Source organism: Herbaspirillum sp. 3R11, from assembly GCF_004563925.1.
In the GTDB taxonomy this organism is placed as follows: Bacteria; Pseudomonadota; Gammaproteobacteria; order Burkholderiales; family Burkholderiaceae_D; genus Herbaspirillum.
This window is the reverse complement of record NZ_SPNJ01000001.1, coordinates 1,754,083-1,780,907: the sequence shown is the minus strand read 5'-3', so window position 1 is coordinate 1,780,907 and position 26,825 is coordinate 1,754,083. Positions and strand designations below refer to the sequence as shown.

General features: G+C 61.2%; 23 protein-coding genes. 13 read left to right on the top strand and 10 right to left on the bottom strand.

The window, feature by feature from the left end; translation table 11 throughout:
• On the top strand, nt 1-85 hold an 85-nt coding region (locus E4P32_RS08180), incomplete at its 5' end, for an IS3 family transposase (RefSeq protein WP_135008724.1).
• Nucleotides 86-165: 80 nt separating this feature from the next.
• On the opposite strand, the gene E4P32_RS08175 is transcribed toward E4P32_RS08180, so the two are convergent.
• From E4P32_RS08175 to prfB, 6 genes are all read right to left on the bottom strand, one after another.
• On the bottom strand, nt 166-954 hold the full coding sequence (locus E4P32_RS08175; RefSeq protein ID WP_116432441.1) for a MetQ/NlpA family ABC transporter substrate-binding protein: 789 nt from the start codon (nt 952-954) through the stop codon (nt 166-168).
• A gap of 14 nt (nt 955-968) precedes the next feature.
• On the bottom strand, nt 969-1,631 hold the full coding sequence (locus E4P32_RS08170) for a methionine ABC transporter permease (protein WP_116432442.1): 663 nt from the start codon (nt 1,629-1,631) through the stop codon (nt 969-971).
• Entirely contained in the window at nt 1,628-2,638 is a 1,011-nt protein-coding gene (locus E4P32_RS08165; RefSeq protein WP_116432443.1) for an ATP-binding cassette domain-containing protein, read from the bottom strand. Before E4P32_RS08165 ends, E4P32_RS08170 begins: the two co-directional genes overlap by 4 nt.
• A gap of 205 nt (nt 2,639-2,843) precedes the next feature.
• A complete protein-coding gene (locus tag E4P32_RS24250; RefSeq protein WP_233526523.1) occupies nt 2,844-3,470 on the bottom strand; it encodes a glycine zipper 2TM domain-containing protein in 627 nt (208 codons plus the stop codon).
• Between the two features lie 185 nt (nt 3,471-3,655).
• Nucleotides 3,656-5,206: a lysine--tRNA ligase gene (gene lysS / locus E4P32_RS08155; RefSeq protein WP_116432444.1), complete on the bottom strand. Its 1,551-nt coding sequence runs from the start codon at nt 5,204-5,206 to the stop codon at nt 3,656-3,658.
• An 86-nt stretch (nt 5,207-5,292) separates the two neighbouring features.
• Nucleotides 5,293-6,397 (bottom strand): peptide chain release factor 2 gene (gene prfB / locus E4P32_RS08150; protein WP_116432445.1). Its coding sequence is split into 2 segments (ribosomal slippage): nt 5,293-6,315 and nt 6,317-6,397, totalling 1,104 coding nucleotides; the frame shifts between segments, so codons are not numbered across the junction.
• A gap of 143 nt (nt 6,398-6,540) precedes the next feature.
• Between prfB and E4P32_RS08145 the strand changes: the two genes are divergently transcribed.
• The 5 genes from E4P32_RS08145 to E4P32_RS08125 all read left to right on the top strand — a co-directional run bounded on the left by E4P32_RS08145 (nt 6,541) and on the right by E4P32_RS08125 (nt 12,448).
• Nucleotides 6,541-8,496, top strand: coding sequence for an alkaline phosphatase PhoX (locus E4P32_RS08145; RefSeq protein ID WP_116432446.1), 1,956 nt, complete (start codon nt 6,541-6,543; stop codon nt 8,494-8,496).
• 254 nt (nt 8,497-8,750) lie between these two features.
• Nucleotides 8,751-9,488, top strand: coding sequence for a hypothetical protein (locus tag E4P32_RS08140; RefSeq protein ID WP_116433832.1), 738 nt, complete (start codon nt 8,751-8,753; stop codon nt 9,486-9,488).
• Between the two features lie 141 nt (nt 9,489-9,629).
• Nucleotides 9,630-10,817, top strand: a complete 1,188-nt coding sequence (locus E4P32_RS08135) for an acyl-CoA dehydrogenase family protein (protein ID WP_116433833.1) — start codon at nt 9,630-9,632, stop codon at nt 10,815-10,817.
• 115 nt (nt 10,818-10,932) lie between these two features.
• Nucleotides 10,933-11,949, top strand: coding sequence for a helix-turn-helix domain-containing protein (locus tag E4P32_RS08130; RefSeq protein WP_116432447.1), 1,017 nt, complete (start codon nt 10,933-10,935; stop codon nt 11,947-11,949).
• Between the two features lie 88 nt (nt 11,950-12,037).
• Nucleotides 12,038-12,448, top strand: coding sequence for a GFA family protein (locus E4P32_RS08125; RefSeq protein ID WP_116432448.1), 411 nt, complete (start codon nt 12,038-12,040; stop codon nt 12,446-12,448).
• Here E4P32_RS08125 and E4P32_RS08120 read toward each other — a convergent pair.
• The 4 genes from E4P32_RS08120 to E4P32_RS08105 all read right to left on the bottom strand — a co-directional run bounded on the left by E4P32_RS08120 (nt 12,445) and on the right by E4P32_RS08105 (nt 18,302).
• Entirely contained in the window at nt 12,445-14,064 is a 1,620-nt protein-coding gene (locus E4P32_RS08120; RefSeq protein WP_116432449.1) for a diguanylate cyclase, read from the bottom strand. The genes E4P32_RS08125 and E4P32_RS08120 overlap by 4 nt on opposite strands.
• Nucleotides 14,061-15,425: a TAXI family TRAP transporter solute-binding subunit gene (locus tag E4P32_RS08115; protein ID WP_116432450.1), complete on the bottom strand. Its 1,365-nt coding sequence runs from the start codon at nt 15,423-15,425 to the stop codon at nt 14,061-14,063. The genes E4P32_RS08120 and E4P32_RS08115 overlap by 4 nt, the downstream gene beginning before the upstream one ends.
• Nucleotides 15,426-15,523: 98 nt before the next feature.
• The gene (recJ, locus tag E4P32_RS08110) at nt 15,524-17,218 is read right to left on the bottom strand and encodes a single-stranded-DNA-specific exonuclease RecJ (protein ID WP_116432451.1); all 1,695 of its coding nucleotides are present in this window, start codon (nt 17,216-17,218) and stop codon (nt 15,524-15,526) included.
• Nucleotides 17,219-17,228: 10 nt separating this feature from the next.
• Nucleotides 17,229-18,302, bottom strand: coding sequence for a hypothetical protein (locus E4P32_RS08105; RefSeq protein WP_116433834.1), 1,074 nt, complete (start codon nt 18,300-18,302; stop codon nt 17,229-17,231).
• A gap of 237 nt (nt 18,303-18,539) precedes the next feature.
• Here E4P32_RS08105 and E4P32_RS08100 point away from each other — a divergent pair, with 237 nt between their 5' ends.
• The 7 genes from E4P32_RS08100 (at nt 18,540) to E4P32_RS08070 (ending at nt 26,726) form a co-directional block, all read left to right on the top strand.
• Complete coding sequence (locus tag E4P32_RS08100) at nt 18,540-19,805, top strand: lipoprotein-releasing ABC transporter permease subunit (protein WP_116432452.1); 1,266 nt, start codon at nt 18,540-18,542, stop codon at nt 19,803-19,805.
• Between the two features lie 43 nt (nt 19,806-19,848).
• Nucleotides 19,849-20,550, top strand: a complete 702-nt coding sequence (lolD, locus tag E4P32_RS08095) for a lipoprotein-releasing ABC transporter ATP-binding protein LolD (protein WP_116433835.1) — start codon at nt 19,849-19,851, stop codon at nt 20,548-20,550.
• Between the two features lie 2 nt (nt 20,551-20,552).
• Entirely contained in the window at nt 20,553-21,140 is a 588-nt protein-coding gene (locus E4P32_RS08090) for a hypothetical protein (RefSeq protein WP_116432453.1), read from the top strand.
• A 71-nt stretch (nt 21,141-21,211) separates the two neighbouring features.
• Nucleotides 21,212-22,384, top strand: a complete 1,173-nt coding sequence (gene argE, locus E4P32_RS08085) for an acetylornithine deacetylase (protein WP_116432454.1) — start codon at nt 21,212-21,214, stop codon at nt 22,382-22,384.
• Between the two features lie 105 nt (nt 22,385-22,489).
• Entirely contained in the window at nt 22,490-23,287 is a 798-nt protein-coding gene (locus tag E4P32_RS08080) for a TatD family hydrolase (RefSeq protein WP_116432455.1), read from the top strand.
• 2 nt (nt 23,288-23,289) lie between these two features.
• Nucleotides 23,290-25,809, top strand: coding sequence for a DNA internalization-related competence protein ComEC/Rec2 (locus E4P32_RS08075; RefSeq protein WP_116432456.1), 2,520 nt, complete (start codon nt 23,290-23,292; stop codon nt 25,807-25,809).
• 101 nt (nt 25,810-25,910) lie between these two features.
• Nucleotides 25,911-26,726, top strand: coding sequence for an alpha/beta hydrolase (locus E4P32_RS08070; protein ID WP_116432457.1), 816 nt, complete (start codon nt 25,911-25,913; stop codon nt 26,724-26,726).
• The last annotated feature ends 99 nt before the right edge of the window (nt 26,727-26,825 follow it).

Here is a 26,825-nt window from a genome sequence, read left to right as displayed (position 1 = left end):
CCGCTACTACAATCATTACCGCATCAAAAGCAAGTTAAAAGGGCTGAGTCCTGTTCAATACAGAACCCAGCCCTCAAGGCCTTAACCGGCTTACATGACCGTCCAACTTTACGGGGTCAGTTCACGAGCCGGGCTTTTTCATGGAGCGTTTGGAGATCATTCAGATCAGAACGCCGGCACTACCGCGCCCTTGTATTTCTCTTCGATGAATTTCTTCACGGCAGGCGAGTTCAGCGCGGCAGCCAGTTTCTTGATGGCGGGGCTGTCCTTGTTATCCTGGCGTGCGACCAGCAGGTTTGCGTAAGGCGAGTTGGCGTCTTCGATGAACAGCGAATCCTTGACCGGATTGAGCTTGGCTTCGATCGCATAATTGGTGTTGATCAGCGCGACGTCAACCTGGTTCAGCACGCGCGGCAGGGTTGCTGCTTCGAGTTCGCGGAATTTCAGTTTCTTCGGATTGTCGGTGATGTCCTTTTGCGTGGCCGAGATGTTGCTGGTGTCTTTCAGCTTGATCAGGCCGTTACGGGCCAGCAGCAGCAGGGCGCGACCCGAATTGGATGGATCGTTGGGGATCGCGATGGTAGCGCCGTTCGGAATGTCGGCGGTCTTCTTGTACTTTTGCGAATAGGCGGCGAACGGTTCGACGTGGACCTTGGTCACCGGCACTTCGATGTCGTTCTTGTGGCTCTTCTTGAATTCATCCAGATAAGGCTGGTGCAGGAAGAAGTTGCCGTCGACTTGCTTCTCGTTGGTCTGCGCTGCAGGTTGGACGTAGTCGGTGAATACCTTTACCTGCAGGTCAACGCCTTCCTTGGCCAGCGTCGGCTTGATGAATTCGAGGATTTCGGCATGCGGCACCGGCGTGGCGGCGATAACCAGCTTGTCGGCGGCTTGTGCGACGGCGGCGAACAAGGTCAGGGATGTGGCGAGCAGAAGGGACAATTTGCGGGACATATTTAACTCCTTTTTTATTTACGTGTGAAATGCAGGACCAGGCGATCGCCGAAGAACTGCAGTAACTGCACCAGTACCACCAGGACCGCGACGGTGACGATCATCACCTCGGTCTGGAATCGTTGATAGCCATAGCGGATGGCCAGGTCGCCCAGGCCGCCGCCGCCGATGACGCCGGACATCGCGGCGTACGACATCAGCGTGATGGCGGTGATCGTGACGGCGGCCAGCAGGCCGGGAAGTGCTTCCGGCAGCAGCGCGCCGAAAATGATCTGATGTGTTTTGGCGCCCATGGCCTGGCAGGCTTCGAGCACGCCACGGTCGATTTCGCGCAGCACGTTTTCGACCAGGCGCGCAAAGAAGGGCGCGGTGCCGATCACCAGCGGCGGGATCGAGCCCTCGACGCCGAGCGACGTGCCGACCAGCAGCAAGGTCACCGGAATCATCACGATCAGCAGGATCAGGAAGGGCACCGAGCGCAGCACGTTGACCACCAGCGACAGCGCCACGTACACGCCGCGTTGCGCCAGCAACTGCTTGCGCGCAGTGAGGAACAGCAGGATGCCCAGCGGCAGTCCGATCAGTACTGTGAAGAATAGCGACAAGCCGGTCATGGCCAGTGTTTCCAACGTGGCCTGGCCGATGTCGCCCCAGTCGATGACGGAAAAATCGATCATGCCAGCACCTCGTGATGGATCTGGTAGTGATCAAAATGCGCGAACACCTTGGCGAGATCGTCGTCGCTGCCGTTCAGCTCCACCAGCAACTGGCCGTAAGGCGTGTCCTTGATGCGCGAAATCGTGCCTTGCAGGATGGTGATCAGCGCCTGCGTGGCGGCGGTGATGTTGGTCAGGATAGGCTGGTAGGTAATGTCGCCGACAAAGGTCAGGCGCACCAATTTTCCCTTGATATGGTCGAGGCCGATGCCGTCCTGCGGTTCGAAGGCATGGCTTTCTGCCACCAGCTTCTGCGTCACGGCGTGTTTGGGATGGAGGAACACGTCGGCAACCTTGCCGCTTTCGACGATGCGGGAATCATCGATCACCGCGACGCGATCGCAGATGCTGCGGATCACCTGCATCTCGTGCGTGATCAGCACGATCGTCAGACCGAGCTTGCGGTTGATGTCGAGCAGCAGGCGCAGGATCGACTGCGTGGTTTCCGGGTCCAGTGCGGAGGTAGCTTCGTCGCACAACAGCAGATGCGGATAATTCGCCAGCGCGCGGGCGATGCCGACGCGCTGCTTTTGTCCGCCGGACAATTGCGCCGGATACTTGTCGCGCTGCTCGGACAGACCGACCAGTTCCAGCAATTCTGTCACGCGCGCGGCGCGTTGTTCGCGGGTGTACTTGCCGGTGATCTTGAGCGGCCAGTCAATGTTGGCGGCGACGGTCTTGGCGTTGAGCAGGTTGAAGTGCTGGAAGATCATGCCGACGCGCTGGCGCAAGGCATGCAGTTGCGTGCTGTCGAAACGCGTGATGTCTTCGTCTTCGATGAAAATGCTGCCCGAGCTGGGGCGTTCGAGCAGGTTGAGTGTCCGGATCAGCGTGCTTTTGCCGGCGCCCGAACGGCCGATGACGCCGAAGATTTCACCTGCATCAATTTGCAGGTTGATATCGGTCAGTGCTATGAGGTCCCGGTTGGCAACTTGATAGGTTTTATGGAGATGCTCGATGCGAATCACGGGAGTAAAAATGAATGAAGTGAAGATCAGTCTAGCAGTGGAGCAATAGAGCGTGAACGCATAAATAGTTGGATGCTTATTCGGTTTTGTAATGAGCGCGCCCATGAAAAAAGCCGTGTCGGCACAAGGCGGACACGGCTTTCATACAAACTTGAAACGTACTATCAGGTAGGTCGCTGCACCTTTCGATGCCGAGCCGGGAGAATCAACCGCGACCGGTCAGGTGACCATCAACAACGCGGACTTGATCGCCGACGTGCCATCCTTCACCCGATTGCGGGAAAGAACGCACACTGCCGTTTTCCATGCGCACGTCAACCACGTAAGTAGTCGTGGTGCGGGTGCGTTTCTCGACTTCGTTACCGGCATAACCACCTGCACCTGCACCTGCCACGGTCGCGAGGGTGCGGCCGTTGCCGTTACCGATCTGATTGCCCAGCACGCCGCCGAGCACGGCGCCGGCGACGATACCTACGCCGCTGGCTTTAGGCGTGTGTTGAACTGCGCGTACCGCCTGGACTTCACCGCAGCTGGAGCAACGTGCCACCGCTGCCGGAGCAGGGTTGCCATAGCTGTTGCTGTTTGACTGTGCTTGCTGCGCGTAGTTGGATTTTGGTGCAGGCTGCGAGTTTTTTTGCGCCTGCTGTAATGATTGTTGCGATTGCGGCTCGTTGGCTGCATCCGAGATGGCTTGTTGCGGCGCGACGCTGCTGTTGGATGTCGGCAGCAGACCGGTGATGGCGGCGACGCCGACCAGGCTGACCAGGGTCACCGCGACTGCGGCAGTGGCGACCAGAGGATGAATGCGACTTGGGGATTTGACGACTTCCATGATGAGCCTCTTCGTATTGGTGTTGTAGTGCGGGTATGAGGCGATTATGGAGCACTAAGTTCAGTGAAAAAAGGAAGATAGTGTGTCAGTTGTGAAAATTTGTAAGCCCAATGTAGGACAACCCGGAAAGGCCTTGTAGGCGCTTGCCGGGTTGTCGGTTTTTTCAGGCTTTTCGACGTTGCTTATCAGTCTTCGCGGCGCAGATGCGGGAACAGGATGACGTCGCGGATGTTCGGCGAATCGGTGATCAGCATCATCAGGCGGTCGATGCCGATACCGCAGCCGCCGGCCGGCGGCATGCCGTATTCGAGCGCACGGATATAGTCGGCGTCGTAATACATGGCTTCTTCGTCGCCGGCATCCTTGGCGGCAACTTGTGCCTGGAAGCGCGCGGCCTGGTCTTCGGCATCATTGAGCTCGGAGAAACCATTGGCGATTTCACGACCGGTGATGAACAGCTCGAAACGCTCGGTGATGCCGGCGACCGTATCGGAGGCGCGCGCCAACGGCGAAACTTCTACCGGGTAATCGATGATGTAAGTCGGCTCCCACAATTGCGATTCAGCGGTCTCTTCGAACAGCGCCAGTTGCAACGCGCCGATGCCGGCCTTGGCCAACGGCGCCTGGTCGGTCTTGACGCCGAACTTCTTGAGCGCGGTGCGCAGGAAGTCGATGTCGCCCAGTTGCTCGTCGGTGTATTCCGGCGCGTACTTCTTGATGGCGCCGGTGATGGTCAGGCGCTGGAACGGCTTGGCCAGATCCAGTTCGCGACCCTGGTAGGTCAGCGTTGCAGTGCCGTGCGCATCGATGGCCGCCTGGCGAATTACTTGTTCAGTAAAGGTCATCAGCCATTGGTAATCGACGTAGGCCGCATAGAACTCCATCATCGTGAATTCAGGATTGTGGCGCGGCGAAACGCCTTCGTTGCGGAAGTTGCGGTTCACTTCGAACACGCGGTTGAAACCGCCGACCACCAGGCGCTTCAGATACAGCTCAGGCGCGATGCGCAGGAACATCTGCATGTCCAGCGCATTGTGATGCGTGATGAACGGCTTGGCCGCTGCGCCGCCGGGGATGGTGTGCAGCATCGGCGTTTCGACTTCCATGAAGTCGTTCTTTTCCATGAAGCGGCGGATCGACGACATCGCAGCGGTACGCGCCTTGAAGGTGCGGCGCGTTTCTTCGCTCATGATCAGGTCGACGTAGCGCTGGCGGTACTTGGTTTCTTGGTCCGACAGACCGTGGAATTTGTCCGGCAGCGGACGCAGCGACTTGGTGATCAGGCGCAGGCCGGTGACCTTGACCGACAGCTCGCCGGTCTTGGTTTTGAACAGCGTACCTTCGGCGCCGAGGATGTCGCCCAGGTCATAGTGCTTGAAGGCGGCATGCGCAGCTTCGCCGGTCACGTCGTTGGTGACGTAGAGCTGCATGCGGCCGTCGGCGCGCAGGCCGGATGCGTCCTGCAAGGTCGCGAACGAAGCCTTGCCCATCACGCGCTTCAACATCATGCGGCCGGCGATCGAGACCTTGACCGGATTGGCTTCCAGCGCTTCGTTGTCGAGCTCGCCGTATTGCGCGTGCAGGGCGGCAGCGTTGTGTTCAGGGCGGAAGTCGTTCGGGAAGGCGATGCCTTGCTCGCGGATCGCGCCGAGCTTGGCGCGGCGTTCGGAGATGATGGCGTTTTCATCCACTGGCGGCTGTTGCGGCTGTGCGGCGTTATCGTTTTGTGTGGTCATGATGTCGGGAATTCGTTAGTAAGAATGGGCTTGGAAAGACTTCGAACCGCAGCAGCAAGACTGCCGCGGCCGAAGTCAGACGATGATCAGACGCCTTGTTTCAGCGATGCGGCAATGAAACCGTCCAGCTCGCCATCCAGCACGGCCTTGGTGTTGCCCATTTCAAAGTTGGTGCGCAGATCCTTGATGCGCGACTGGTCCAGCACGTACGAGCGGATCTGGTGGCCCCAGCCGACGTCGGTCTTGGAATCTTCCAGTTTTTGCTGCTCGCTCATGCGCTTGCGCAGTTCCAGTTCGAACAGCTTGGCGCGCAGCATGTCCCACGCCTCGGCGCGGTTGCGGTGCTGGCTGCGGTCGTTCTGGCATTGCACGACGATGCCGCTCGGGCCGTGCGTCAGGCGCACCGCGGAGTCGGTTTTATTGATGTGCTGACCACCGGCGCCGGAGGCGCGGTAGGTATCCACACGCACGTCGGCCGGATTGATGTCGATCTCGAAGGATTCATCCACTTCAGGATAGACAAACAGGCTTGAGAACGAAGTATGGCGACCGTTGGCGGAGTCGAACGGCGACTTGCGCACGAGGCGGTGCACGCCGGTTTCTGTGCGCAGGAAGCCGTAGGCGTATTCGCCCTCGACCTTGATCGTGGCAGTCTTGATGCCGGCCACTTCGCCGTCGGACTGCTCCATGATTTCGGCCTTGAAGCCCTTGCGTTCGCAGTAGCGCAGGTATTGGCGCAGCAGCATGGACGCCCAGTCCTGCGCTTCGGTGCCGCCGGCGCCGGCCTGGATGTCGATGAAGCAGTTGTTCGGGTCCATCGGATTGCTGAACATGCGGCGGAATTCCATGCCTTCGACCAGACCCTTGATGGTTTCTGCGTCGGGCTCGATGGCTTCCAGCGTTTCATCGTCTTTTTCCTCGCGCGCCATCGCGAACAGGTCGCGCGTGTCGGTGAGGTCGCCGTCGATCTTGATCAGCGTGTGGACGATGTTTTCCAGGGATTTCTTTTCCTTGCCGAGATCTTGCGCGCGCTTGGGATCGTTCCAGACTTCCGGATCTTCCAATTCGCCGTTGACCTGATCGAGTTTCTCTGACTTCACATCGAAGTCAAAGATACCTCCGTAATTCAGCTGCACGCACCGCGAGGTCGTCCAGCAGGGATTGGAGGGAATTGAGGCGTTCTGCTTCCATGATTATGTCTTTTGCAAACCAAACCTCGCATTATACAAGAGTGGGAGCGACATTCCGCTGTCACAAAGGCGTCATGTTGGGCGATTAGCATCACGCGATTCCGTCAGGTAACTGTCAGACATTGTCAAAAAGGAAAAACGCCCATGAAATCAGCCACCCAGCAGACCCATACGTCCACTCTTAGCGGCGCTGAAATCCAGCCCAAGCGCCGTGAGTTGCTTAAAGTCTTCGCCAGCGCGCCCTTGTTGCCGCTGACGCTGTCCGTATCCGGCATGCTGGCCGGTTGCGCCACGGCATCGAACCGTAGCGGCTTCGTTTCGGCCTCGTTCAGCGGCATGGCGGCGCCGTCGCTGTCGAATCCGGCGGCCATGGCGACCACCACGGTGGGGTCGAGCCTGGACGTGGTGTTTCGCGACGGTGCGAAGCAGAGCTACCAACTGACCTATCAGCCGTTTTTCGTGACCGGCGACATGGTGCCGGACGGCAAGGGCGGCAAGCTGCTGGCCGGCGGCTACTACGACATCAACAACCAGCCCATCATCGATCGCTCGGTGCCGGGCAAGGAGCGCCATTTTTTCTCGGATTGCCCGGACGGCTCATCCTTGCTGACGATCAAAGGCGCGCAAGTGGCCGGCGTCAGGGGCAACACCGTGTTCGCCGTGGTCCAGTTCGAATACACCACGCGAGACCAGAAGCAGGCCGCGATGTACGGCCAGTTGCCGTCGCCGATCGCGGTACTGACGCTGGACCAGGATCCGGCCACCGGCAAGCTCTCGCTGGCGAAGTATCACAATGTCGACACGTCGTCCGTCAACGGCCTGTGGATCACCTGCGGCGCCAGCCTGTCGCCATGGAACACCCATCTGTCGAGCGAAGAGTACGAACCGGACGCCGCCGCCATCGCGAGCAACGTGCAATTCCAGGCGTTCAGCAAGAATCTGTTCGGCGACGCCGCCCGCGCCAATCCTTACCACTACGGCCATCTGCCTGAAATCACCGTGCACGCCGATGGCAGCGGCAGCGTGGTCAAGCATTACTGTCTCGGCCGTATCTCGCACGAGCTGGTGCAGGTCATGCCGGATCGCCGCACCGTGCTGATGGGTGACGACGCCACCAACGGCGGCCTGTTCATGTTCATCGCCGACCGCGAAGCCGATCTGTCGGCCGGCACGCTGTATGTCGCCACATGGACGCAGACCTCCGGCGTCGGTCCCGGCGCGGGCACGCTCAGCTGGGTCCGTCTGGGTCACGCGAGCAGCGCCGAAATCAAGGCGCTGGCCGACAAGCTGAAGGCCGCCGACATCATGGACGTCAAGACCAGCGATCCGCAGGACGCTTCCTACACGAAGATCCCTTTCAACGGCAAAGCCAACTGGGTCAAACTGAAGCCGGGCATGGAACAGGCCGCCGCTTTCCTCGAAACCCATCGCTATGCCGCGCTCAAGGGCGGCAGCCTCGGCTTCACCAAAATGGAAGGCACCACTGTCAACGCCAAGGACAAGATCGCCTATTCGGCCATGTCCTATGTGCAGACGTCGATGCTGGACGGCTCCGGCGGTATCAAGGTGCAGGGCCCGAAGGCCGGCGCAGTCTATGCGCTGAACCTGAAGGGCGGCCGGAGCGACGTGTCCGGGCATGCCATCGACAGCGCCTGGGTGCCGGTCGACATGGCGCCGCCGGCCGCGCTGGTGGGCGAGGACCTGAAGCAGGCCGACGCGCTCGGCAACCTGGCCCACGCCGACAAGATCGCCAATCCGGACAACATCAAGTTCTCCGAAAAAATGCGCACGCTGTTCATTGGCGAAGACAGCGGCATGCACGTCAACAATTTCCTGTGGGCCTACAACGTCGACACCAGGCAGCTGTCGCGCATCCTGTCCTGCCCGGCAGGGGCCGAATCGACCGGCTTGCATGCGGTCGACGAGATCAACGGCTGGACCTACGTGATGAGCAACTTCCAGCACGCCGGCGACTGGGAAAAGCCGCTGCACGACAAGGTGAAGGACGTACTCGATCCGCTGGTGCGCGCCAATTACAAGGACCGCTTCGGCGCCACGGTCGGTTACCTGACCGGAATGCAGTTGCCGCCGCAAGCCTGATTGCGCTGAAGGAGGTTTGTTGAAAGAGAGGCTGCGGCCTCTCTTTTTTTGCGCCTGCAGCACGGGAAACTGCAGCGAGGGGTGAAAAATGTCAGCGCCTTCTCAGCATGTCGTTATATGCTTGCCTCGATTCTCTGGATGCTGAAGCAGTTTCCCGGTGTGCGCCATATGTCTGACCGGGACCGATTTCTTCGCCGGACGAAATGAGCGCCGAACTCATTTCCTTCTCCGGCAGTCATAGCGGGATGCAAAAAATGAGACCAACCGCCGCCGCCTGTTCGACACAGTTCGCCATCCTGCTGGTGGCGGCTTGTTTGTCCGCTTGTTCTTCGGCGCCCACCACGCGTGGAGAAGTCAAGGGCGCCTCCGCCAGTTCGCGCGAAATGGGCCAGTCCGACACCAACCGTGTCGCCACGCTGGCCATGCGCGCCAATCTCGAGAGTCTCTACTTGCTGATGGACAAGCTCTACCGTCGCAACCCGGGTGAATGGAAAAAAACCGGCACCAGCCGCGAAGAGGTCGTTAAACGCGTCCGCGAAGCCGTCGAAAAGCGCCAGACCTGGGACGACCTGCAAGGCAAGCACGACATCGCCGCCATGTCGCTGGCGCTGTCGCCGGACTTCAAGGCCGACCGCGTCGCCGCCTTCATCTACGCCACCGCCGACATGATCGTCACCGCCCACGGCGGCAAGATCGAGTTCTTCCTGATTGACGGTCTCGACGCCCAATATCTCTACAACGCCGCACGCAACATCGAAACCGCGGTCTGGATGCTGAGCAACCGCCGCAACACTACCGGCCAGCCCTTGCTGCTGTCGGACGAGATCAACGCCGCCGAGCGCAACCTCAGTTTCGAGCGCGAGTTCGGCAAGATCGTCGGCCGTCTCGACCTGCTGGCTGAGTTCATTACCGAAAAATATCGCCGCGCCGGCATCAGCTATGTACAGAACCTGCTGGGCGGCTCGTTCCTGCAGTTCCTGCCGGTGCGTTGAGCCCGCGCAATGGAATCCGCATATCCATATGCGGAAAAATTTGTTCTGGATTCGGCAAGCAGCACCGACACTTCCGCACACTGAAATCAGCCTGAAATTAAGCCAATGAGCAATCCCATGAACACGCCAATCAGCACTCCCATGAGCCCGCCGACCAGCAACTGGACACTTGAGACCATCCACGCTGCCTTGCCCGCCATCGAGCAAGAGCTGGCGCGTACCGCCGCCGAGCGCGACAAGGCCGGCGGCCACGCCGCCGAACAGAAGGAATTATTGCGCCAACACGGCTTGCTGCTGCTGGTGGTGCCGAAAGAGTACGGCGGCATCGGCGCCTCCTGGAGCGAGACCCTCTCCATCGTGCGCCGCATTGCGCGCGTCGACAGCGCCATGGCGCATCTGTTGGCATTTCAGACGCTGCAGCTGTCGGGCGTGATTTCCTATGGTTCTGACCAGCAGCGCAAGCTTTACCTGGGCGAGACCGTCGCACTCAATCACTGGTGGGGCAATTCCGCCAATCCGGCCGACCCGCGCCTGATCGCCACCGAACAGGACGGCGGCCTGGTGCTGCAGGGAATCAAGGGTTTCTGTTCCGGCACGCTCGGTTCGCATCGCCTGCTGACTACGGCGATCCACCAGCCCAGCGGCAAGCTGTTGATTGCGGTGCTGCCAACTGCGCGTGAAGGTATTTCCATCCATGACGACTGGGATCCGATCGGCCAGCGCCAGACCGACAGCACCTCGGTCAGCTACGAACAAGTGCGGCTCGAGTGGAGCGAAGTGCTGCATCGTCCCGACGGCGTGTCGACGCCGTTCCTCACGATGCGCGGCGTGGTGGCGCAACTGATCCTTGTCAATCTTTACCTTGGCATGGCTGAAGGCGCGTTTGAACAGGCGCGCGACTATACGCTCAACCAGGGCCGGCCCTGGTTTGCCTCGGGCGTGCAGCGCGCCGCCGACGATCCTTACGTCATTCACCGCTACGCCGAGATGCATCTGAAACTGCGCGTCGCGCGCGCATTGACGGACGAGGCCGGCGCGGAAGTCGACCAGGCCTGGCGCAGCGGCCGCGAATTGACCGCGGAACAGCGCGGCAGGGCGGCGCTGGCCGTGGCCGAGGCCAAGATACTGGCGCATCGCGCCGCGCTGTCGGTGGGCGAAGACGTGTTCGACGTCTGCGGCGCACGCGCCACCAAAGCTGAACTGGGGCTGGATCGCTTCTGGCGCAATGCACGCACCCACACCTTGCATGATCCTATCGACTACAAGCTGCGTGACGTCGGTCGTTATGCGTTGGAGCATTTGTTGCCGGAGCCGACGCTGTACTCCTGATGTCCTTCGTTGAAATGATGGCGGAATATGTCCGGTGAATGTCCGGGCCCGCCATCGTGAAGCCGGCGCCGATGGAGTAACATGATTGCTCTCCAGTCGCAGATCAGAGGGAATCATGGCCGCATCCACCAGCACCGACGCCGGCATCCCGGTCTATTTCCTGTTGCGGGAATCTCTGCTGACGCTTGACGTGATCGGTCCGGCGGAAGTCTTGCGCTATGCCAATCGTTTCGCCGAACAATCGGGCCGCGCGCCGTATTTCGACCTGCATTTCATCAGCGTGCATCGCGAAGTGGCGACCTCGGTCGGCCTCACCATCACCGGTTTTGAAGATTTGCCCGCGCATTTGCCGGACAACGCCATGCTGGTGCTAAGCGGTTGCGTCGGCCGCGACGACGACTTCAGCAGCGCCGCTGACCAGCAGGTCGTGGCGTGGCTGCGCAGGCATTGCACGCCACCGCCAAACCACCACAAACTGGTGTGCATCTGCACCGGCACTTTGCTGGCCGGTTACGCCGGCCTGCTGGGGCAACGCAAGTGCACCACCCACCATAGTCATATCAAGGAATTGCGCGGCATTGCGCCGTCAGCCGAGGTGCTGGAAAACCGCATCTTCGTTGAAGACGGCGACCTCTACACCAGCGCAGGCGTCACCACCGGCATCGACCTGGCGCTGCACCTCGTGGCGCAAGTTGCCGGCCATGCCTGCAGCGCTTCAGTGGCCCGTTCGCTGGTGGTGTACATGCGCCGCACCGGCGGTGATCCGCAATTGTCGCCATGGCTGGTGGCGCGCAACCACCTGCATCCAGCGGTGCATCGCGTGCAGAATGCGGTGATCAAGGATCCCGCCAACGACTGGAGCGTGGCGCGCCTGGCCGAGATCGCCTGTACCAGCGAACGCCATCTCACGCGGCTGTTCCGCGAACATACCGGCGACAGCCTGGTCGACTACATCCATCGCATCCGCATTGCATTGGCGCGCGACTTGCTGGCGCAATCGCCGTTCGACATGGAGCACGTGGCCGAGAAAGCCGGTTTCCATTCGAGTCGGCAACTGCGTCGCGTGTGGAAGAAATTCGAATCGCATCCTCCCTCGGCGCATCGCGAATTGACTGCCGCAGCTGTGGGTTAGACTTGTCCCAGGCACGCGGATTTCGGCTTGCCGGACGTGGCGCTTTTGCCGATACTTTCGTACCTTCCCGTTTGAGAACCGATTAATCATGAACGCACGCACATTGACCGGCGCCTGTTATTGCGAGGCGATTCATTACGCCGTCGCCGACAAGTTCGTCTATGCCGCCAACTGCCATTGCAGCGACTGCCGCCGCACGACCGGTTCGGCGTTCAAACCGTTTGCCGGCATCGCACGCGAAGAGTTGCGTGTGACAAAAGGGATGGAGCAACTGATGGTGTTCGGCGATGAGAATGCCAACAACACGCATTGCAGGATATGCGGCTCGTTACTGTACTCGGTGGTGCGCAACGGCGCCTTTGTGCACGTCGCAATGGGTACGCTGGTCGATGCACCCTCGATCCGTCCTGGCGCGCATATTTTCGTAGGTTCGAAAGCGCCGTGGTTCACCATCACCGACGATCTGCCGCAATACGATGCGCACGCCGAGGCCGGCTAGGCCGACGTCTGCACCGCCGCTTCCATGACCGGCGCGATGACGTAGCAGCCGCGTCCCCGGTTCTTGGCGTCGTACATGGCCTTGTCGGCGGCCTGGAGCAGGGTGTCGGGATCGCAATACGTCTCGCATACGGCAATGCCGATCGAGACGCCGATCTCGTAGTAGTCGTCTCCAATCCGCAGCGGTTCGGAGACGACGCGGATGCATTTTTCCGCCAGCGCACGGGCGCCGTGTTCCAGCGGCGCGCCGAGGTCGGTCGCCAGCAGCACGAATTCGTCGCCGCCGACGCGCGCCAGCGTGTCGCTATGGCGCGCGACCTTTTGCAGCCGCTGGGTGATTTCCTGCAGCACCTGGTCGCCGGCCTTGTGGCCCAGGGTGTCGTTGATCGGCTTGAAACTGTCGAGGTCGAGGAACAACAGCGCCACGCCGCGTTGCGTCTGCGCAATTGCCTGCTGCATGCGTTCGGCCAGCATGACCCGGTTCGGCAAGCCGGTCAGGGTGTCGTGATGCGCCTGGTGCTGCAACTCAGACTGGTGCGTCTTGAGGCGTGACAGCAACCGGTTGAACGCCATGGTGAGATGGCCGACTTCATCGTTGCGATAGACCGGCAGCGGCGTCAGCGGCAATTCGCCGCGCGTCATGCGTTCGGCCTGGTCGGCAGCACGCCGCAGCGGGCGAAAGAACCAGACGATGGCCAGAATGATCAACAGGAAAATCACCGCAGCCTGCATGGCGCCGCCGCGCACGATGAACGCCTGTACGCGGTCCACCGTCGGCAACGCCGCTTTCACCGGCAGGCGCGCCACCACGAACCAGCCGGTGCTGGGTACGTCGGCGATGGCCTTGATCTCGTCGATATCGCCGTTGGCGCCGACGCCGCTGCCGCGATAGCCACCGACCGCCTTGTCAAGCATGGGATCGACGCCGACCTCGGGCAGCGGTTTGAAAATCAGGTCCTTGCGGCTGGAGGCAAGGATCAGACGCTTGGCCGGCGACACCAGCAGGAAGCTGCCGGAGTCACCCAGCCGCGCCTGCTGCAAATGGTCGAGGAAGCCGGCCGCGGCCAGCGCGGTGACGCCGCCCAGTACGCCGACGAACTTGCCGCCGCTGTCGCGCACCGGGGCCAGCATCGGCAGGATGGCACGTTGATCGATCGGGCTGAGCAAAGGTTCGCCGATGACGAATTTGCCTTCCTTGACCAGGTGGAAATCAGGAAAAATCGCCAGCGACAGATTGCGGCGTCCGGCTGCCGGCGGGTAGTCGGTGATGACGGCGCCATTGGCGTCGGCGACGAACAAGCCCATGGAAAATAACGGTTGCAGTTCTTGCCGTTCCTGCAGCCAGGAGCGCAGTTTTTCCGGCTGGTCCAGCAATTCTGCCGGCAGCATGCGCGCCAGCTGTTCCAGGAAACGGCGCCGTTCGACGATGCGGTAGTTGATGTCCTGCGCCAGATAGCTGGCGATCGTGCTCTGCTGGTCGGCGGCGACTTCGCTGAGGTCGTCATGCAGGAAGTTGGTCAATACATGAAAGCGTGCGACCGCGCTGGCAAGAACGACCAGAGTGCCGAACAGAACCAGACGGGTGACGAGACTGTTGAAGAAGCGTTTGAAATTCATACGGAAGATGCAGGTGTTGTTATTGTTCGTTGGTTCGCAACTTCGCTGACGCGGTCGCGCACCACGCGGATGGCTTGCTTGAGCGCATAGACGTCGCCGTAATAGCGTTGCGGAATGTCGATCTGGTTGGCATTGGCGTCGATCTCTTCGATTTCGGCGTGCCATTCGGCGAGCTTTTCGTCGGATGGTTCATGGGTGTTCCAGATCTCTTCTTCCAGCAGGTGGATTTCCTTGTACCACACAACCAGGCGTTTTTTCATGCTGGCTTCATAGATGCGCGGCACCGCCTGGATCAGACCGAACAGCACTGCGATGAACGGCAGCAAAATCGTGAAGCGGCGTTCGATGAAATTGGCCAGCCAGAACGGCAGATAGCGTTGCAGGAACGGGCGGCCGGATTTGAAGTAGCGGCGTGTCTCGTCGGAGATGCTGAAGTCTTCGATGTTCTGGTTCGGGAAGTAATTGCGCGGCGTGAAAAAATCCGGCGAGGCGTGGATCACGTTGGCGGCGTCGAGCAGCAGGTAGGCCAAGGCCGGGTGCAGTGATTCTTTTGATACCAGCATGGCGGTGGCGGCCAGCAGCGTGACGTCATGTGAAGGACGGTCGTTGATCAGGCTGGTGGCGCCGCGCGGATAGGTGATCTTGGACAGCGATGGAAACTTTTGCACCAGCGCATCGGCCTGCGAAAAACTCATCAGCTTGATGCCGCTGTTGAGCAACGTATGGATCAGCTGGCTGTCGGCGCGGCCGATGAAGAAGGCGGCGTCGATCTTGTTGTTGAGCAGCTGCTCGTAGGCGTTGTTGCCGTTGAGTTCTTCCAGCGTGGAATTGTTGGTGGTGATGCCGTTTTCGGTGAGCAGGTCGTTGGCGACGATGCGCAGGCCGCTGCCGGGCAGTCCCAGCGAGATGCGTTTGCCGCGCAGTTGCGACAAGCGGTCATAGGTGGCGTTGCCCTGATAGAACACCCAGATCGGTTCATACGAAATCGCAGCGATGGTCTGGATGCCGGGCGCCTGTTCGCCGTTGCCGGTGCCCGACTGGATGAAGCCGACCTGGAATTCGCTGTCGTCTTCGCGCAGGCGCTGGAAGTTTTCCACCGAGCCGGACGAGGTGCGGATATCGAGCGTGATGCCGTCGCGCTTGAGGATTTGCGCATAGCGTTGCGCATAGTTGTGATAGATGCCGCCTTCGGCGCCGGCGGTCATCACGATCTTGCCCTGGGTGGCGGGCTTGAGCATCGCCAGTACGATCCAGCAGACGGCCAGCAGCACCAGCGAGCCGATCAGCATCAGGCGGCGCAGCCGCTGCGGCGTCATCGGCGGCTTTTGAATCCGGTGCAGCGGAAGAGGAGTCTTGGACATTGGTCGCTGCTATTTTTACTTGTTGGCGCTCATTTTTTCGTTGAGCGCTGCTTGTGTCGCCGGCTCGCCTTTGCTGTCAATTTCCTGACGGCGTCCCTCTAAGCCGGTTCTGCGTGTTCCACCATCAACTGTACCTTGGTTGTACCGTTATATTCGTTGGCATCCAGTCTAAATGCAACCGTTGCGTAATCGGGCAGCGCATCCGTGTTGCCGAACCAGATCGCATCGTACTTCTGGCCGTTCTTTTCAAGCAGCAGTTTCAGATGCTTTTCCTTGAGGATGCGCTGGCTCAGCACGCGGAAGCGATCGCAGAACACCGGCGGCGCAAAGCCCTGTCCCCACACCTGGTCGTCCATCAGGCTGATGAAATTGACCGAGTAATAGGCGTCTTCGAGCACGCCGTCGGTTTCGACCACGCGTTCGAGCTGGTTCTGGCTTAACCAATCTTTACCTACTTCTTCAAATGCCTGGGCGAAGGCGTCGAAGGCTTCGGCGTGGATTGTCAGGCCGGCCGCCATCGCGTGGCCGCCGAATTTGGTGATCACCGAAGGCGCATGCTTGGACACCAGGTCCAGCGCATCGCGCAGGTGGAAGCCGGCGATCGAGCGGCCGGAACCCTTCATCAGGCCTTCGTCGCCGAGCGCGAAGGTGATGGTCGGGCGGTAGAACTTGTCCTTCAGGCGCGAAGCCACGATGCCGATCACGCCCTGGTGCCAGGAGGCGTCGAACACGCTGATGGTGCGCCGGTCCTGCGGATTGAAATCGTCCAGCAGGTTCAGCGCAGTGTCCTGCATGCCGGCTTCGATGTCGCGCCGTTCGCGGTTGATGGCGTCGAGCTGCTGGGCGATCTCCCAGGCGCGGCCTTCGTCGTCGGTGGTCAGGCATTCGATGCCGAGCGCCATGTCGGCCAGGCGGCCGGCGGCGTTCAGGCGCGGGCCGACGGCAAAGCCAAGGTCGAACGGCGTGGCGCGGCGCGCTTCGCGGCCGGCGGCGCGAAACAGCGCGGCGATGCCGGCGTGCATGCGGCCGGCGCGCATGCGCTTCAGTCCCTGCGCCACCAGGATGCGGTTGTTGGCGTCGAGCTTGACGACGTCGGCCACCGTGCCCAATGCCACCAGGTCGAGCAGGGAATCAAGCTTGGGCTGGGTCTGGGCGTCGAAGATGCCGCGCTTGCGCATCTCGGCGCGCAACGCCAACAGAACGTAGAACATGACGCCGACGCCGGCCAGGTTCTTGCTGGGAAAACCGCAGGATGGCTGGTTCGGATTCACGATCACACGCGCGTCGGGCAGGCTGTCGCCGGGCAAGTGGTGGTCGGTGACGACGACATCGATGCCGCGCGCCTTGGCGGCTGCCACACCATCAATGCTGGCGATGCCGTTGTCGACGGTGACGATGATGTCGGGCGATTTTTCACGGATGGTCAGCTCGACGATTTCCGGCGTCAGGCCGTAGCCGTACTCGAAACGGTTCGGCACGATGTAGTCGACTTGCGCGCCGAGGCTGCGCAAGCCGCGCAGGCCGACCGCGCAGGCGGTGGCGCCGTCGCAGTCGTAGTCGGCCACGATGACCATCTTTTTCCCGGCGGCAATGGCGTCGGCCAGGTAGACTGCCGCCGCGTCGATGTGGAGCAGGCCGGACGGCGCGATCAGCGCACCCAGTTCGCTCGACAAGTCCTTGGCGTTGAGCAGGCCGCGCGCGGCGTAGACACGCGCCAGCACCGGATGGATGCCGCTGTGGATCAGGCCGTCGACGTCGCGCGGGTCGTAACTGCGGGTGGCAATGCGGATCATGGCGTCAACCTTATGCGGCGAGTTTCGCCAGTGAAGGCTTGGTCCAGAACCTGCGCAGAGACGAGGCTGTGACCGTCACATGCTGCAGTTTGTCCTGGCCGGTGAAGACCAGCGACAGCGTGGCGAGGCGCTTGCTGCGCGCGGCTTGCAGCAGCGGCGCGAACCACAGGTTGTCGAGCGCCTCCATGCGTTGCAGCCAGAAACCCCATTCATCGGTCAGGCCCGGCTCCAGCAAATCGCTCAGCAGCAGCAGGCCGTGTTCGCCGGGTGCTGCCAGCACGCCGTCAGGCGCCGAGCCGTGCTGAGCAGTTGCGGTCAGCGCCTGCGGCCAGCCGCTCAGGTTGAAGCTGGCCTGGTAGATGGTCGTCGGGATGGTCGAGGCAGCTGCGGCGCCGCCCCAGATCCAGAGCGAGTTGACCGGCTTCTTGCCTTGCATTTCTCGCTCGTCATTGATCGATTCGGAGAACCATTGCATCTGCACTTCGTTCTGCAGCTTGCGCCAGGCCAGTTCGCCCGGACCTTCCGGCATCCAGATGTCGATGTTGCGACCGCTGGCGGCTTGCGGCGACGAGGTACGCAAGCCCGCCCAGTCGTCGGCGCGCAGCAGCCAAGTGGCCGGGTCGACGTAGACCAGCGTGCGTCCGATTTCTTCGAACAGCGGCAGGGCGGAGTTGAACAGGCGGCGCGATTCGGCTTCTTCGAGGTCCAGCTGGCCGATGTCGGTCAGCACCAGATGATCGCGCGCGACGTGGATATGGGCCGGCTGCACGATGAACCAGTGGCCTTCGGCAGGCGCGGGCGGGTGTACGCGATTGCGCAGTACGGCAGCGGCTACCGCCGGGCTGTTGCCGCGTTCATCCTGAGGCGGCATGCCGGATGCGGATGCGGCCAGGTTGAAGCGTTCGGCCAGCCAATGCTCATGCGGCAGCGCACGGGAAAACGGATCGAGACGTTGCAGGGGAGCGGCAGTCTTGCTGCGCGCCAACAGCATGGCCAGCGCGGGAGCCTTGCATTCGCGCACCAGGTCGCGCGCCATTTCGGCTTGCGGCAAACCGAAAGGGAGAAGTATGTCGAGATGATTCATGCCGCGATTGTAGGCGAAAATCAAGCTTCTGGCCTAAAACCCCCTATGGAAGCGGCTTCTCGGCACGGGTGAAAATCGTAAAAAAGTGTGGTCGTCAAAACTTAGCCGACGTTTCCAGGTCTCATCCGGCGTCCGCCCTAACTGTCCCGGGCCCAATGGGACAGTGAAAGATGACGGAGAGTGTGGCAAACTGGCGCATTGTCGTCCGGCATCGTTTCCAGAAAAGAGAGTCAAGGTTTGAGTCTGATAAAAAATTTACCGTTCGAATGGCTGGTCGGCATTCGTTATACACGGGCCGGCAAACGCAGCGGCCGCAATAGTTTCATCTCCTTCATTTCCCTGATTTCGATGGCCGGTATCGGCCTCGGCGTGGCTGCCCTGATCGTGGTGCTGTCGGTGATGAACGGCTTCCAGAAGGAAGTACGCGACCGCATGTTGTCGGTGCTCTCGCACATCGAAGTGTTCGACGCATCCGGCGCCATGCCGGACTGGCAAGCTGTGGCCAAGCAGACTTTCCAGAACAAGGAAGTCATCGGCGCGGCGCCGTACGTGGCGGCGCAAGCGATGATGACGCGCGACGACAATGTGCGCGGCGTGGTGATTCGCGGCGTGTTGCCAAGCGAAGAACCCAAGGTCTCCGACGTCGCCGGTCAGGTCAAACAAGGTAAATTCACCGACCTCAAACCGGGTGAATTCAACATCGTGCTGGGCGGCGAGCTGGCGCGCAGCCTGCACGTGACGCTGGGCGACAAGGTCACGCTGATTGCGCCGCAGGGGCAGGTGACGCCGGCCGGCGTGCTGCCGCGGTTGAAGCAATTTACGGTGGTCGGGATGTTCGAGGCAGGGCACTACGAGTTCGACTCCTCGCTGGCCTTCATCCAGATTGAAGATGCGGAGCGACTGTTCCGTCTTGATGCGCCGTCAGGGGTGCGCTTGCGCATCAAGGACATGTTGCAGGCGCCGCAGGTGACCCAGGAATTGTCGACGCAACTGACGGGCAACCTCTACCTGCGCGACTGGTCGCAACAGAACAGCAACTGGTTCGCCGCGGTGAAGACCGAGAAGCGCATGATGTTCATCATCCTGACGCTGATCATCGCGGTGGCGGCGTTCAACCTGGTGTCGACGCTGGTGATGACCGTGACCGACAAGCAGGCCGACATCGCGATCCTGCGCACGCTGGGCGCGTCGCCCGGATCGATCATGAAGATCTTCGTGATCCAGGGGGCGCTGGTAGGCCTGATCGGCACTGCGCTGGGCGTGGCGTTCGGCGTCGTGGTGGCGCTCAATATCGACGTCATCGTGCCGGCCATCGAGCGGCTGCTGCACGTGCAGTTCCTGCCGAAGAGCATTTACGTGATTTCCGAATTGCCGTCCGACCTGATCTGGTCGGATGTGTGGACCATCGGCGGGGTGGCGGTGGTGCTGGCCTTCCTGGCAACGTTGTACCCAAGCTGGGCGGCCGCGCGCGTCAAGCCGGCGGAGGCGCTGCGCTATGAGTAATCCGACGAACCACACGAACCCGACGAATCAGACGACCATCAACATGAATCAACACGACCAGGCAGTGCTGTCCTGCCGCGGGCTGGGCAAGACCTTCACGCAAGGAAAATATTCGGTGAAGGTGCTCAACGGCGTCGACATCGACGTCAAGCCCGGCGAGCAGGTCGCCATTGTCGGCGCATCCGGTTCCGGCAAGTCGACGCTGTTGCATCTGCTCGGCGGCCTTGATACGCCGAGCGCCGGCAGCGTCACTTTGCAAGGCAAGGATTTCGCCAACCTGGGTGAAACCGCGCGCGGTGATTTGCGCAATGCGGCGCTCGGTTTCGTCTATCAGTTCCATCACTTGCTGCCGGAGTTTTCTGCGCTCGACAACGTCGCCATGCCGCTCATGATCCGTCGCGTCAAGCGCGACCAGGCGCAGGAACAGGCACGCAAGATCCTGGCCCGCGTCGGCCTGGAAAATCGGGTGCGTCACGTACCGGGCGAGCTGTCCGGCGGCGAACGCCAGCGCGTTGCGCTGGCGCGCGCGCTGGTCACGAATCCGGCCTGCGTACTGGCCGACGAACCGACCGGCAACCTTGATCGCAGCACTGCCGACAAGACTTTTGAACTGATGATCGAACTGTCGCAAACGCTGGGCACGGCGTTCGTCATCGTCACGCACGACATCGAACTGGCGCGCCGCTGCGGCCGCGTGTTGCGCCTGTCGGAGAATGGGTTGCGAGCATCGGAGCAAGGGACATAATCTTGTACAAGAAAAATATGTTGGGAGCAGTCCTGGTAGGGGTGTTGCTTGCAGCTTCTGCAGCGCGAGCTGACGGAATGTTGCAGGTCCAGTCTCCCGCTGTCTACGATTCGGCAGCATACGGTGTGCCCAGAGTCAAACAGGAGTGCGCTGTCGATTCGACGGTTGCGGAGCATGTATTTAGAAAAATAGTCGATAAGTATCCCGATACGCAGCAAATACAAGATCCTGCCAAAATGGAGACTGGAAAAGTATTGAAGCTGACAATCCTGAGCGTCCAGGGTATTGGCGGTGGAGGATGGACCGGTTCCAAAGGGATTACTGTGCGCGCGGATCTCGTGCAAGATGGCCGAACGATTCAAACGCTGGTGAGGAAGGAGCGTTCTCGTGGCGGTCTGTTTGGCCCGGTGATGGGGACTTGTGCCATTCTCGATGAGGTTAGCGAATCGCTCGGACAGTACTTTGCGATTTGGCTGTCCAAGCTGGATGCCACTCCGGCCGGTTCTTCGGCGACGGCGGCGTCTGCACAGCCGGCGTTTGGAGCCGCAGCGTCACCGGCAGACCAGATCAATGATCAGGCTGAGCCATAATCTCCACATACCGGCAAAGGCTCACGAGGCTTTTGTCATGATCCCATTTAATTATTTACAAGAGCATCATCATGAATACACGTCAATGGCTTGAACAACTGGTGGCATTCGATACCACCAGCCGCAACTCCAATCTCGAACTGATCACGTCCGTGCGCGACAGTTTGCAGGCGCAAGGCATCACGCCATGGTTCGCGCACAACAAGGAGCGCACCAAGGCCAACCTGTTCGCCACGCTGCCGGCCACGGAAGGGGCGGAAGCCGGCACCATCCAGGGCGGCATCGTGTTGTCCGGTCACACCGACGTGGTGCCGGTCGACGGTCAGAAGTGGGACAGCGATCCGTTTACGCTGACCGAACGCGATGGTTTGCTGTACGGTCGCGGCAGCTGCGACATGAAAGGCTACATCGCCGCTTCGCTGGCGCTGGTGCCGGAATTCCTGGCGATGCCGCGCAGCAAGCCGCTGCATCTGGCGTTTTCCTATGACGAAGAGATCGGCTGCGCCGGTGCGCCGAGCATGCTGGCCGAATTGCAGGAACGCGGCATTCGTCCCGACAGCTGCGTCGTCGGCGAACCGACCAACATGCAGGTGGTGGTGGCGCACAAGGGCATCAACGCCTTCACTTGCCGCGTGCACGGCAAGTCGGCGCATTCCTCGCTGACGCCGCAGGGCTGCAACGCCATCGAATATGCTGCGCGCCTGATTTGCACGATCCGCGATTTCGCCGACGCCTACAAGGTCAACGGCCCGTACGACACGCTGTACGACGTGCCGTTTTCGACCATGACGACCAACCAGATTCGCGGCGGCATCGCGATCAACACGATTCCCGATCTGTGCGAATTCACCTATGAATTCCGCAATCTGCCGGGCATGTCGCCGGACAAGATCCAGGCGCAGGTCACGCAATATGTGCGCGATCATCTGCTGCCGAAAATGCAGGCCGAATATCCGGACGCCAAGATCGACATCGGCATCATCGCCGCCAGCCCGGCATTGGAAACCGCCGAGCAGGAAGCCATCACGGCGCTGGTGCGCGCGCTGACCGAAGACAACGAAAAGCGCAAGGTTGCCTACGCGACTGAAGCAGGGCTGTTCCAGCAAATCGGCATCCCGACCATCGTGTGCGGTCCCGGCGACATCATCCAGGCGCACAAGCCGAATGAGTTCGTGGCGATTGCACAATTGCAGCGCTGCGAAGAGTTCCTGCGCAAGCTGGGTCGTTCGCTGCAAGCTGCCTGAGGATAGTTACGCGCGCTGTTGTATCGGATTGCATCAGATTGCATCGCGCTGCTTTGAGTCTTCCTGAACTGCCGGCATCATCTGGATCAACTATGTGGATTAGGTATGTGGGTTGACACGCACTGCCATCTCGATGCCGGCGAATTTGCCGGTGAAGAGCTCGCCGTCGCCGATGGCGCGGCCGGGCAGGGCGTAGGCATGATCGTGGTGCCGGCGGTGGCGCCGTTCAATTTCGACGTGGTTGCACGCCTGGCGCAGCAACGCGACAATTGCGTGTACGCGCTGGGCATCCATCCCCTGTATGTCCCCAACTGTGACGAGAATGATTTGCTGGCCTTGCGCCGTGCAATTGAAGGAGCGCTCGCAGACAAGCGTTTTGTCGCCATCGGCGAAATCGGACTCGACTTCTTCGTGCCCGCGCTGAAGGAGCCGGCCATGCGCGAAAAGCAGGAACACTTCTACAGCGAGCAGCTCAAGCTGGCGCGCGAGTTCGATTTGCCGGTGCTGCTGCACGTACGCCGCTCGCAAGACATCATCCTCAAATATCTGCGCCGCATCACCGTGCCGGGCGGCATTGCGCACGCCTTCAACGGCAGTTTTCAGCAGGCCGAGACCTTCATCGGACTGGGATTCAAACTGGGCTTCGGCGGCGCGATGACGTTTCCACGTTCGTTACAGATACGCCGGCTGGCGGCAGAGGTCGCGCTTGAGGCAGTCGTGCTGGAAACCGACTCGCCCGATATTTCCCCCGCCTGGCTGCATCCGCAGCGCAATACACCGGATCAGATTCCACGCATCGGCCAGGTGCTGGCCGAATTGCGCGGCATGGACATTGCGGACGTGGCTGCGGCCACCAGCGCCAATGCACATGCGGTGCTGCCGCGCCTGGCTGCGGCGACATAAGCATGCGCAGCGCGATTCTCGGTTTCGCCGCAGGAATTGCCTTTTTGCAGATGCAGGCGCAACTGCTTCCCTTCGAAGGACATCTGGCGCTGCTGATCGCAGCGGCCTTGCTATTGCTGGCGTGCTGGCGGCTGCATCGCCACGGTAGCCGCGGCGGAAGGCAAACCGTCCTGCGCATCGTGCTGTTCAACGTCGCAGGCTTGTGCGCGGGATTCGCCTGGGGCGGCCTGATGGCACAGTACCGGCTCGATGACGCCTTGCCGGCAGCATGGGAAGGCCATGACGTGGTCGTGGTCGGCACCATCGATAGCCTGCCGTACCGCTTCGAGCGTGGCGTACGCTTCAATTTCAACGTCGAGAAAGTCGCGCCGCAAAACGGCGGCAGGCCGCCGGTGCCGCAGCGGTTGGCTTTGTCCTGGTACAGCCCCGGCGCTTTCGGCCAAGCCGGCGGAGCATCGACGCCGGCGGCGCAGGCGGTTCCGGAGGTGCGTCCGGGCGAACGCTGGCAGTTCACGGTGCGTCTCAAGCGTCCGCACGGCAACGCCAATCCGCATGGCTTTGACTACGAAGTCTGGCTGCTGGAGCAGAATCTGCGAGCGACCGGCGCGGTACGACCTGATCAGCAATCTGCGTACAAGAATCATCGCCTGCAGGAATTCATCTGGACGCCTTCCAACGCCATCGAGCGCGGTCGCGCCTGGCTGCGCGACCGCATCATCTCCGCGCTGCCGCAACAGAAATATGCCGGCGTCATCGTCGCACTGGTGATCGGCGATCAGCGCGCCATTGAGCAATCTGACTGGACTATTTTCAATCGCACCGGCGTCGGCCATCTGGTGGCGATTTCGGGATTGCACATCACGCTGATTTCCGGCATGTTCGGCGCTTTTTTCGGTTGGCTGTGGCGGCGCTCATTCTTTACCCGAGCGCAATTGCCGCTACTGTTGCCTGCGCCCAAGGTGGCGGTGTTGGCCGGTTTTCTGGCAGCGTTGATGTATGTGCTGCTGGCGGGATTCGGTGTGCCGGCGCAACGCACGCTGTACATGCTGTGCGTGGTGGGCCTGGCGTATTGGACGGGACGGCTGACGCATATTTCCTATGTGATGTCGCTGGCCCTCGCGGTGGTGCTGCTGTTCGATCCGTGGGCCTTGCTGTGGCCAGGCTTCTGGCTGTCGTTCGGCGCGGTGGCGATCATCTTGTATGCCTCTGCCGGGCGCATCGGTGCAGACGTGTCTGCAGAGCCGCAAATCCTGACGCCGGTGCAGCGCCACCGCCGGCCTTCCCGCATTGCCAGGATCCGGCGTTCGTTGCGCGCTGGTGCGTATACCCAATATGTCGTGACGCTGGGCTTGTTGCCGCTGACCATGGTGCTGTTCGGTCAATATTCGCTGCTCAGTCCGTTGGCCAATGCGGTGGCAATTCCATTGATCACCATCGTGGTTGCGCCGCTATCGCTGCTCGGCAGCATCTTGCCTGCGCCCTTGTCGCAATGGCTATTGCTGGCGGCGCACGCGGCGCTGGAGTGGCTGGTGCGGCTGCTGGAATGGCTTGCGGGCCAGCCGTTCGCGGTCTGGCAGGCGCCGTTGCCGCCGCTGTGGGTGTTTGCGCTGGCGTTGGGCGGGACCTTGCTGCTGCTGGCGCCGCGCGGCTGGCCGGTGCGCTGGCTGGGCTTGTTCGGCTGGCTGCCGCTGATCTTCAATACACCGTCGTGGCCGGAGCAGGGTCAGGTCCACGTGACAGCCTTCGACGTCGGGCAGGGCATGGCCTTGCTGGTGGAGACGCCGGGTCATCGGCTGCTGTACGACACCGGTCCGTATTACTCGCCGGAATCCGACGGCGCCAATCGCGTGATCGTGCCGTATCTGCGTGCACGCGGCATTGATCATCTCGACGCCGTGGTGATTTCGCATAACGACAATGACCATTCCGGCGGCGCGCTGTCGCTGTTCAAGGAGATTGCCGTCGACCGTGTGTATTCCTCGCTGGCGCCGACCAGCGCGATCGTCCGGGCCGCTCCCGATCACAAGCGCTGCCAGGCCGGCCAGCAATGGCGTTGGGACGGTGTGGCGTTCGACATGCTGTACCCGGCGCCGGTCAGCTATGACAGCGACAAGTGGAAACCCAACGCGCGCAGTTGCGTGCTGAAGGTGACCCTGGGCAAGCGTGCCATTCTGTTGCCCGGCGATATCGAAGCGGTGCAGGAAGACGAACTGGTCCATGGTCCCGACGCCGCCCGGTTGCGCGCCGACGTCCTGCTGGCGCCGCATCACGGCAGTGGCACGTCGTCGACGGAGGCCTTCCTGCAAGCGGTGCAGCCGAGCCTGGCCTTGTTCCAGGTCGGTTATCGCAACCGCTTCAATCATCCCAAGCCGGAAGTGTTTGCACGATACGGCCGCATGGGCATACGCGGCTTGCGCAATGATGAGGCAGGCGCCATCTCGCTGCAATTCGACAAGGCGGACGACAAGATCGGCGTGCAGGAATATCGTCGCGAGCATGCACGCTACTGGTACGGAAAATAGGAAGAAAAAAGCACGCAGGACGTCGAAAAAGCACGCCGGAAAAGGCTGACGCGGCATGCCAATTGCCAGATAATCCGGCAATCAACACGTTTATCGATCCCATGAATACTCAGCCGACCTTGCCGATCCTTCATTTCGCGCACGCCAACAGTTACCCGGCCGGGACCTACGGCATGTTCTTTGACCAGTTGCGCACCCACTACGACGTGCGCGCCTTGCCGATGCATGCGCACAACCCGGCTTACCCGGTAGATGACGGCTGGCGCAAGCTCGGCAAGGAGCTGGGCGAGGAGCTGGCACAGCGATACAGCGAGCCGGTCATCCTGGTCGGCCATTCCATGGGCGGCATCCTGAGTTTGCTGGCAGGGCGCAAGCGGCCCGACCTGGTGCGCTGCGTGGTCTTGCTGGATTCGCCGATCGTGGCGGGCTGGCGAGCGTCCACGTTGCGTGTGCTCAAGCTGCTGCGCATCGAAAGCAGGCATTCGCCGTCGGTGGCGTCGAGCCGCCGCCGCAACGTCTGGCCGGACATGGAAGCGGCCTACCAGCACTATGCCGCCAAGGCCATGTTCGCGGCGTGGCCCGAGCGCGTGCTGCGCGATTATGTCGCCCACGGCGTCGAGCCGGAACCGTCCGGCGGCGTCAAGCTGCGTTTCACGCGCGAAACCGAAACCGCAGTCTATAAAACCATCCCGCATCACCTCGGCGCGTTGACGCGGCGACAATATCCGGTGCCGGTCGGCTTCGTCGGCGGCATCGATTCGGTCGAATGCCGGCTGGCCGGACTGGACGCCACCAAAAGACTGGTGGGGAATCATTTCAGGCAGATTCCGGGCGGCCATCTGTTCCCGATGGAAGCGCCCGAGGCAGCGGCGCAGGCGACCCATGAAATGATTCAGGGCTTGCTCGCAGGGAAATAAATCAGCCCGTATTCCAGCCGGAAATCTGGGACTTCCGCAAAAGAGGGGGATGAAAAGCGGGCGGTTTGGGGTATAATTTGAATTTCCCGCACGTGCCGT

Excerpts from the sequence above, each read along its gene's own strand:
- E4P32_RS08175 (WP_116432441.1), bottom strand. The coding sequence starts at position 954 with ATGTCCCGCAAATTGTCCCTTCTGCTCGCCACATCCCTGACCTTGTTC.
- E4P32_RS08170 (WP_116432442.1), bottom strand. The coding sequence starts at position 1,631 with ATGATCGATTTTTCCGTCATCGACTGGGGCGACATCGGCCAGGCCACG.
- E4P32_RS24250 (WP_233526523.1), bottom strand. The coding sequence starts at position 3,470 with ATGGAAGTCGTCAAATCCCCAAGTCGCATTCATCCTCTGGTCGCCACT.
- lysS (WP_116432444.1), bottom strand. The coding sequence starts at position 5,206 with ATGACCACACAAAACGATAACGCCGCACAGCCGCAACAGCCGCCAGTG.
- E4P32_RS08145 (WP_116432446.1), top strand. The coding sequence starts at position 6,541 with ATGAAATCAGCCACCCAGCAGACCCATACGTCCACTCTTAGCGGCGCT.
- E4P32_RS08140 (WP_116433832.1), top strand. The coding sequence starts at position 8,751 with ATGAGACCAACCGCCGCCGCCTGTTCGACACAGTTCGCCATCCTGCTG.
- E4P32_RS08135 (WP_116433833.1), top strand. The coding sequence starts at position 9,630 with ATGAGCCCGCCGACCAGCAACTGGACACTTGAGACCATCCACGCTGCC.
- E4P32_RS08130 (WP_116432447.1), top strand. The coding sequence starts at position 10,933 with ATGGCCGCATCCACCAGCACCGACGCCGGCATCCCGGTCTATTTCCTG.
- E4P32_RS08125 (WP_116432448.1), top strand. The coding sequence starts at position 12,038 with ATGAACGCACGCACATTGACCGGCGCCTGTTATTGCGAGGCGATTCAT.
- E4P32_RS08120 (WP_116432449.1), bottom strand. The coding sequence starts at position 14,064 with ATGAATTTCAAACGCTTCTTCAACAGTCTCGTCACCCGTCTGGTTCTG.
- E4P32_RS08115 (WP_116432450.1), bottom strand. The coding sequence starts at position 15,425 with ATGTCCAAGACTCCTCTTCCGCTGCACCGGATTCAAAAGCCGCCGATG.
- recJ (WP_116432451.1), bottom strand. The coding sequence starts at position 17,218 with ATGATCCGCATTGCCACCCGCAGTTACGACCCGCGCGACGTCGACGGC.
- E4P32_RS08105 (WP_116433834.1), bottom strand. The coding sequence starts at position 18,302 with ATGAATCATCTCGACATACTTCTCCCTTTCGGTTTGCCGCAAGCCGAA.
- lolD (WP_116433835.1), top strand. The coding sequence starts at position 19,849 with ATGAATCAACACGACCAGGCAGTGCTGTCCTGCCGCGGGCTGGGCAAG.
- argE (WP_116432454.1), top strand. The coding sequence starts at position 21,212 with ATGAATACACGTCAATGGCTTGAACAACTGGTGGCATTCGATACCACC.
- E4P32_RS08080 (WP_116432455.1), top strand. The coding sequence starts at position 22,490 with ATGTGGGTTGACACGCACTGCCATCTCGATGCCGGCGAATTTGCCGGT.
- E4P32_RS08075 (WP_116432456.1), top strand. The coding sequence starts at position 23,290 with ATGCGCAGCGCGATTCTCGGTTTCGCCGCAGGAATTGCCTTTTTGCAG.
- E4P32_RS08070 (WP_116432457.1), top strand. The coding sequence starts at position 25,911 with ATGAATACTCAGCCGACCTTGCCGATCCTTCATTTCGCGCACGCCAAC.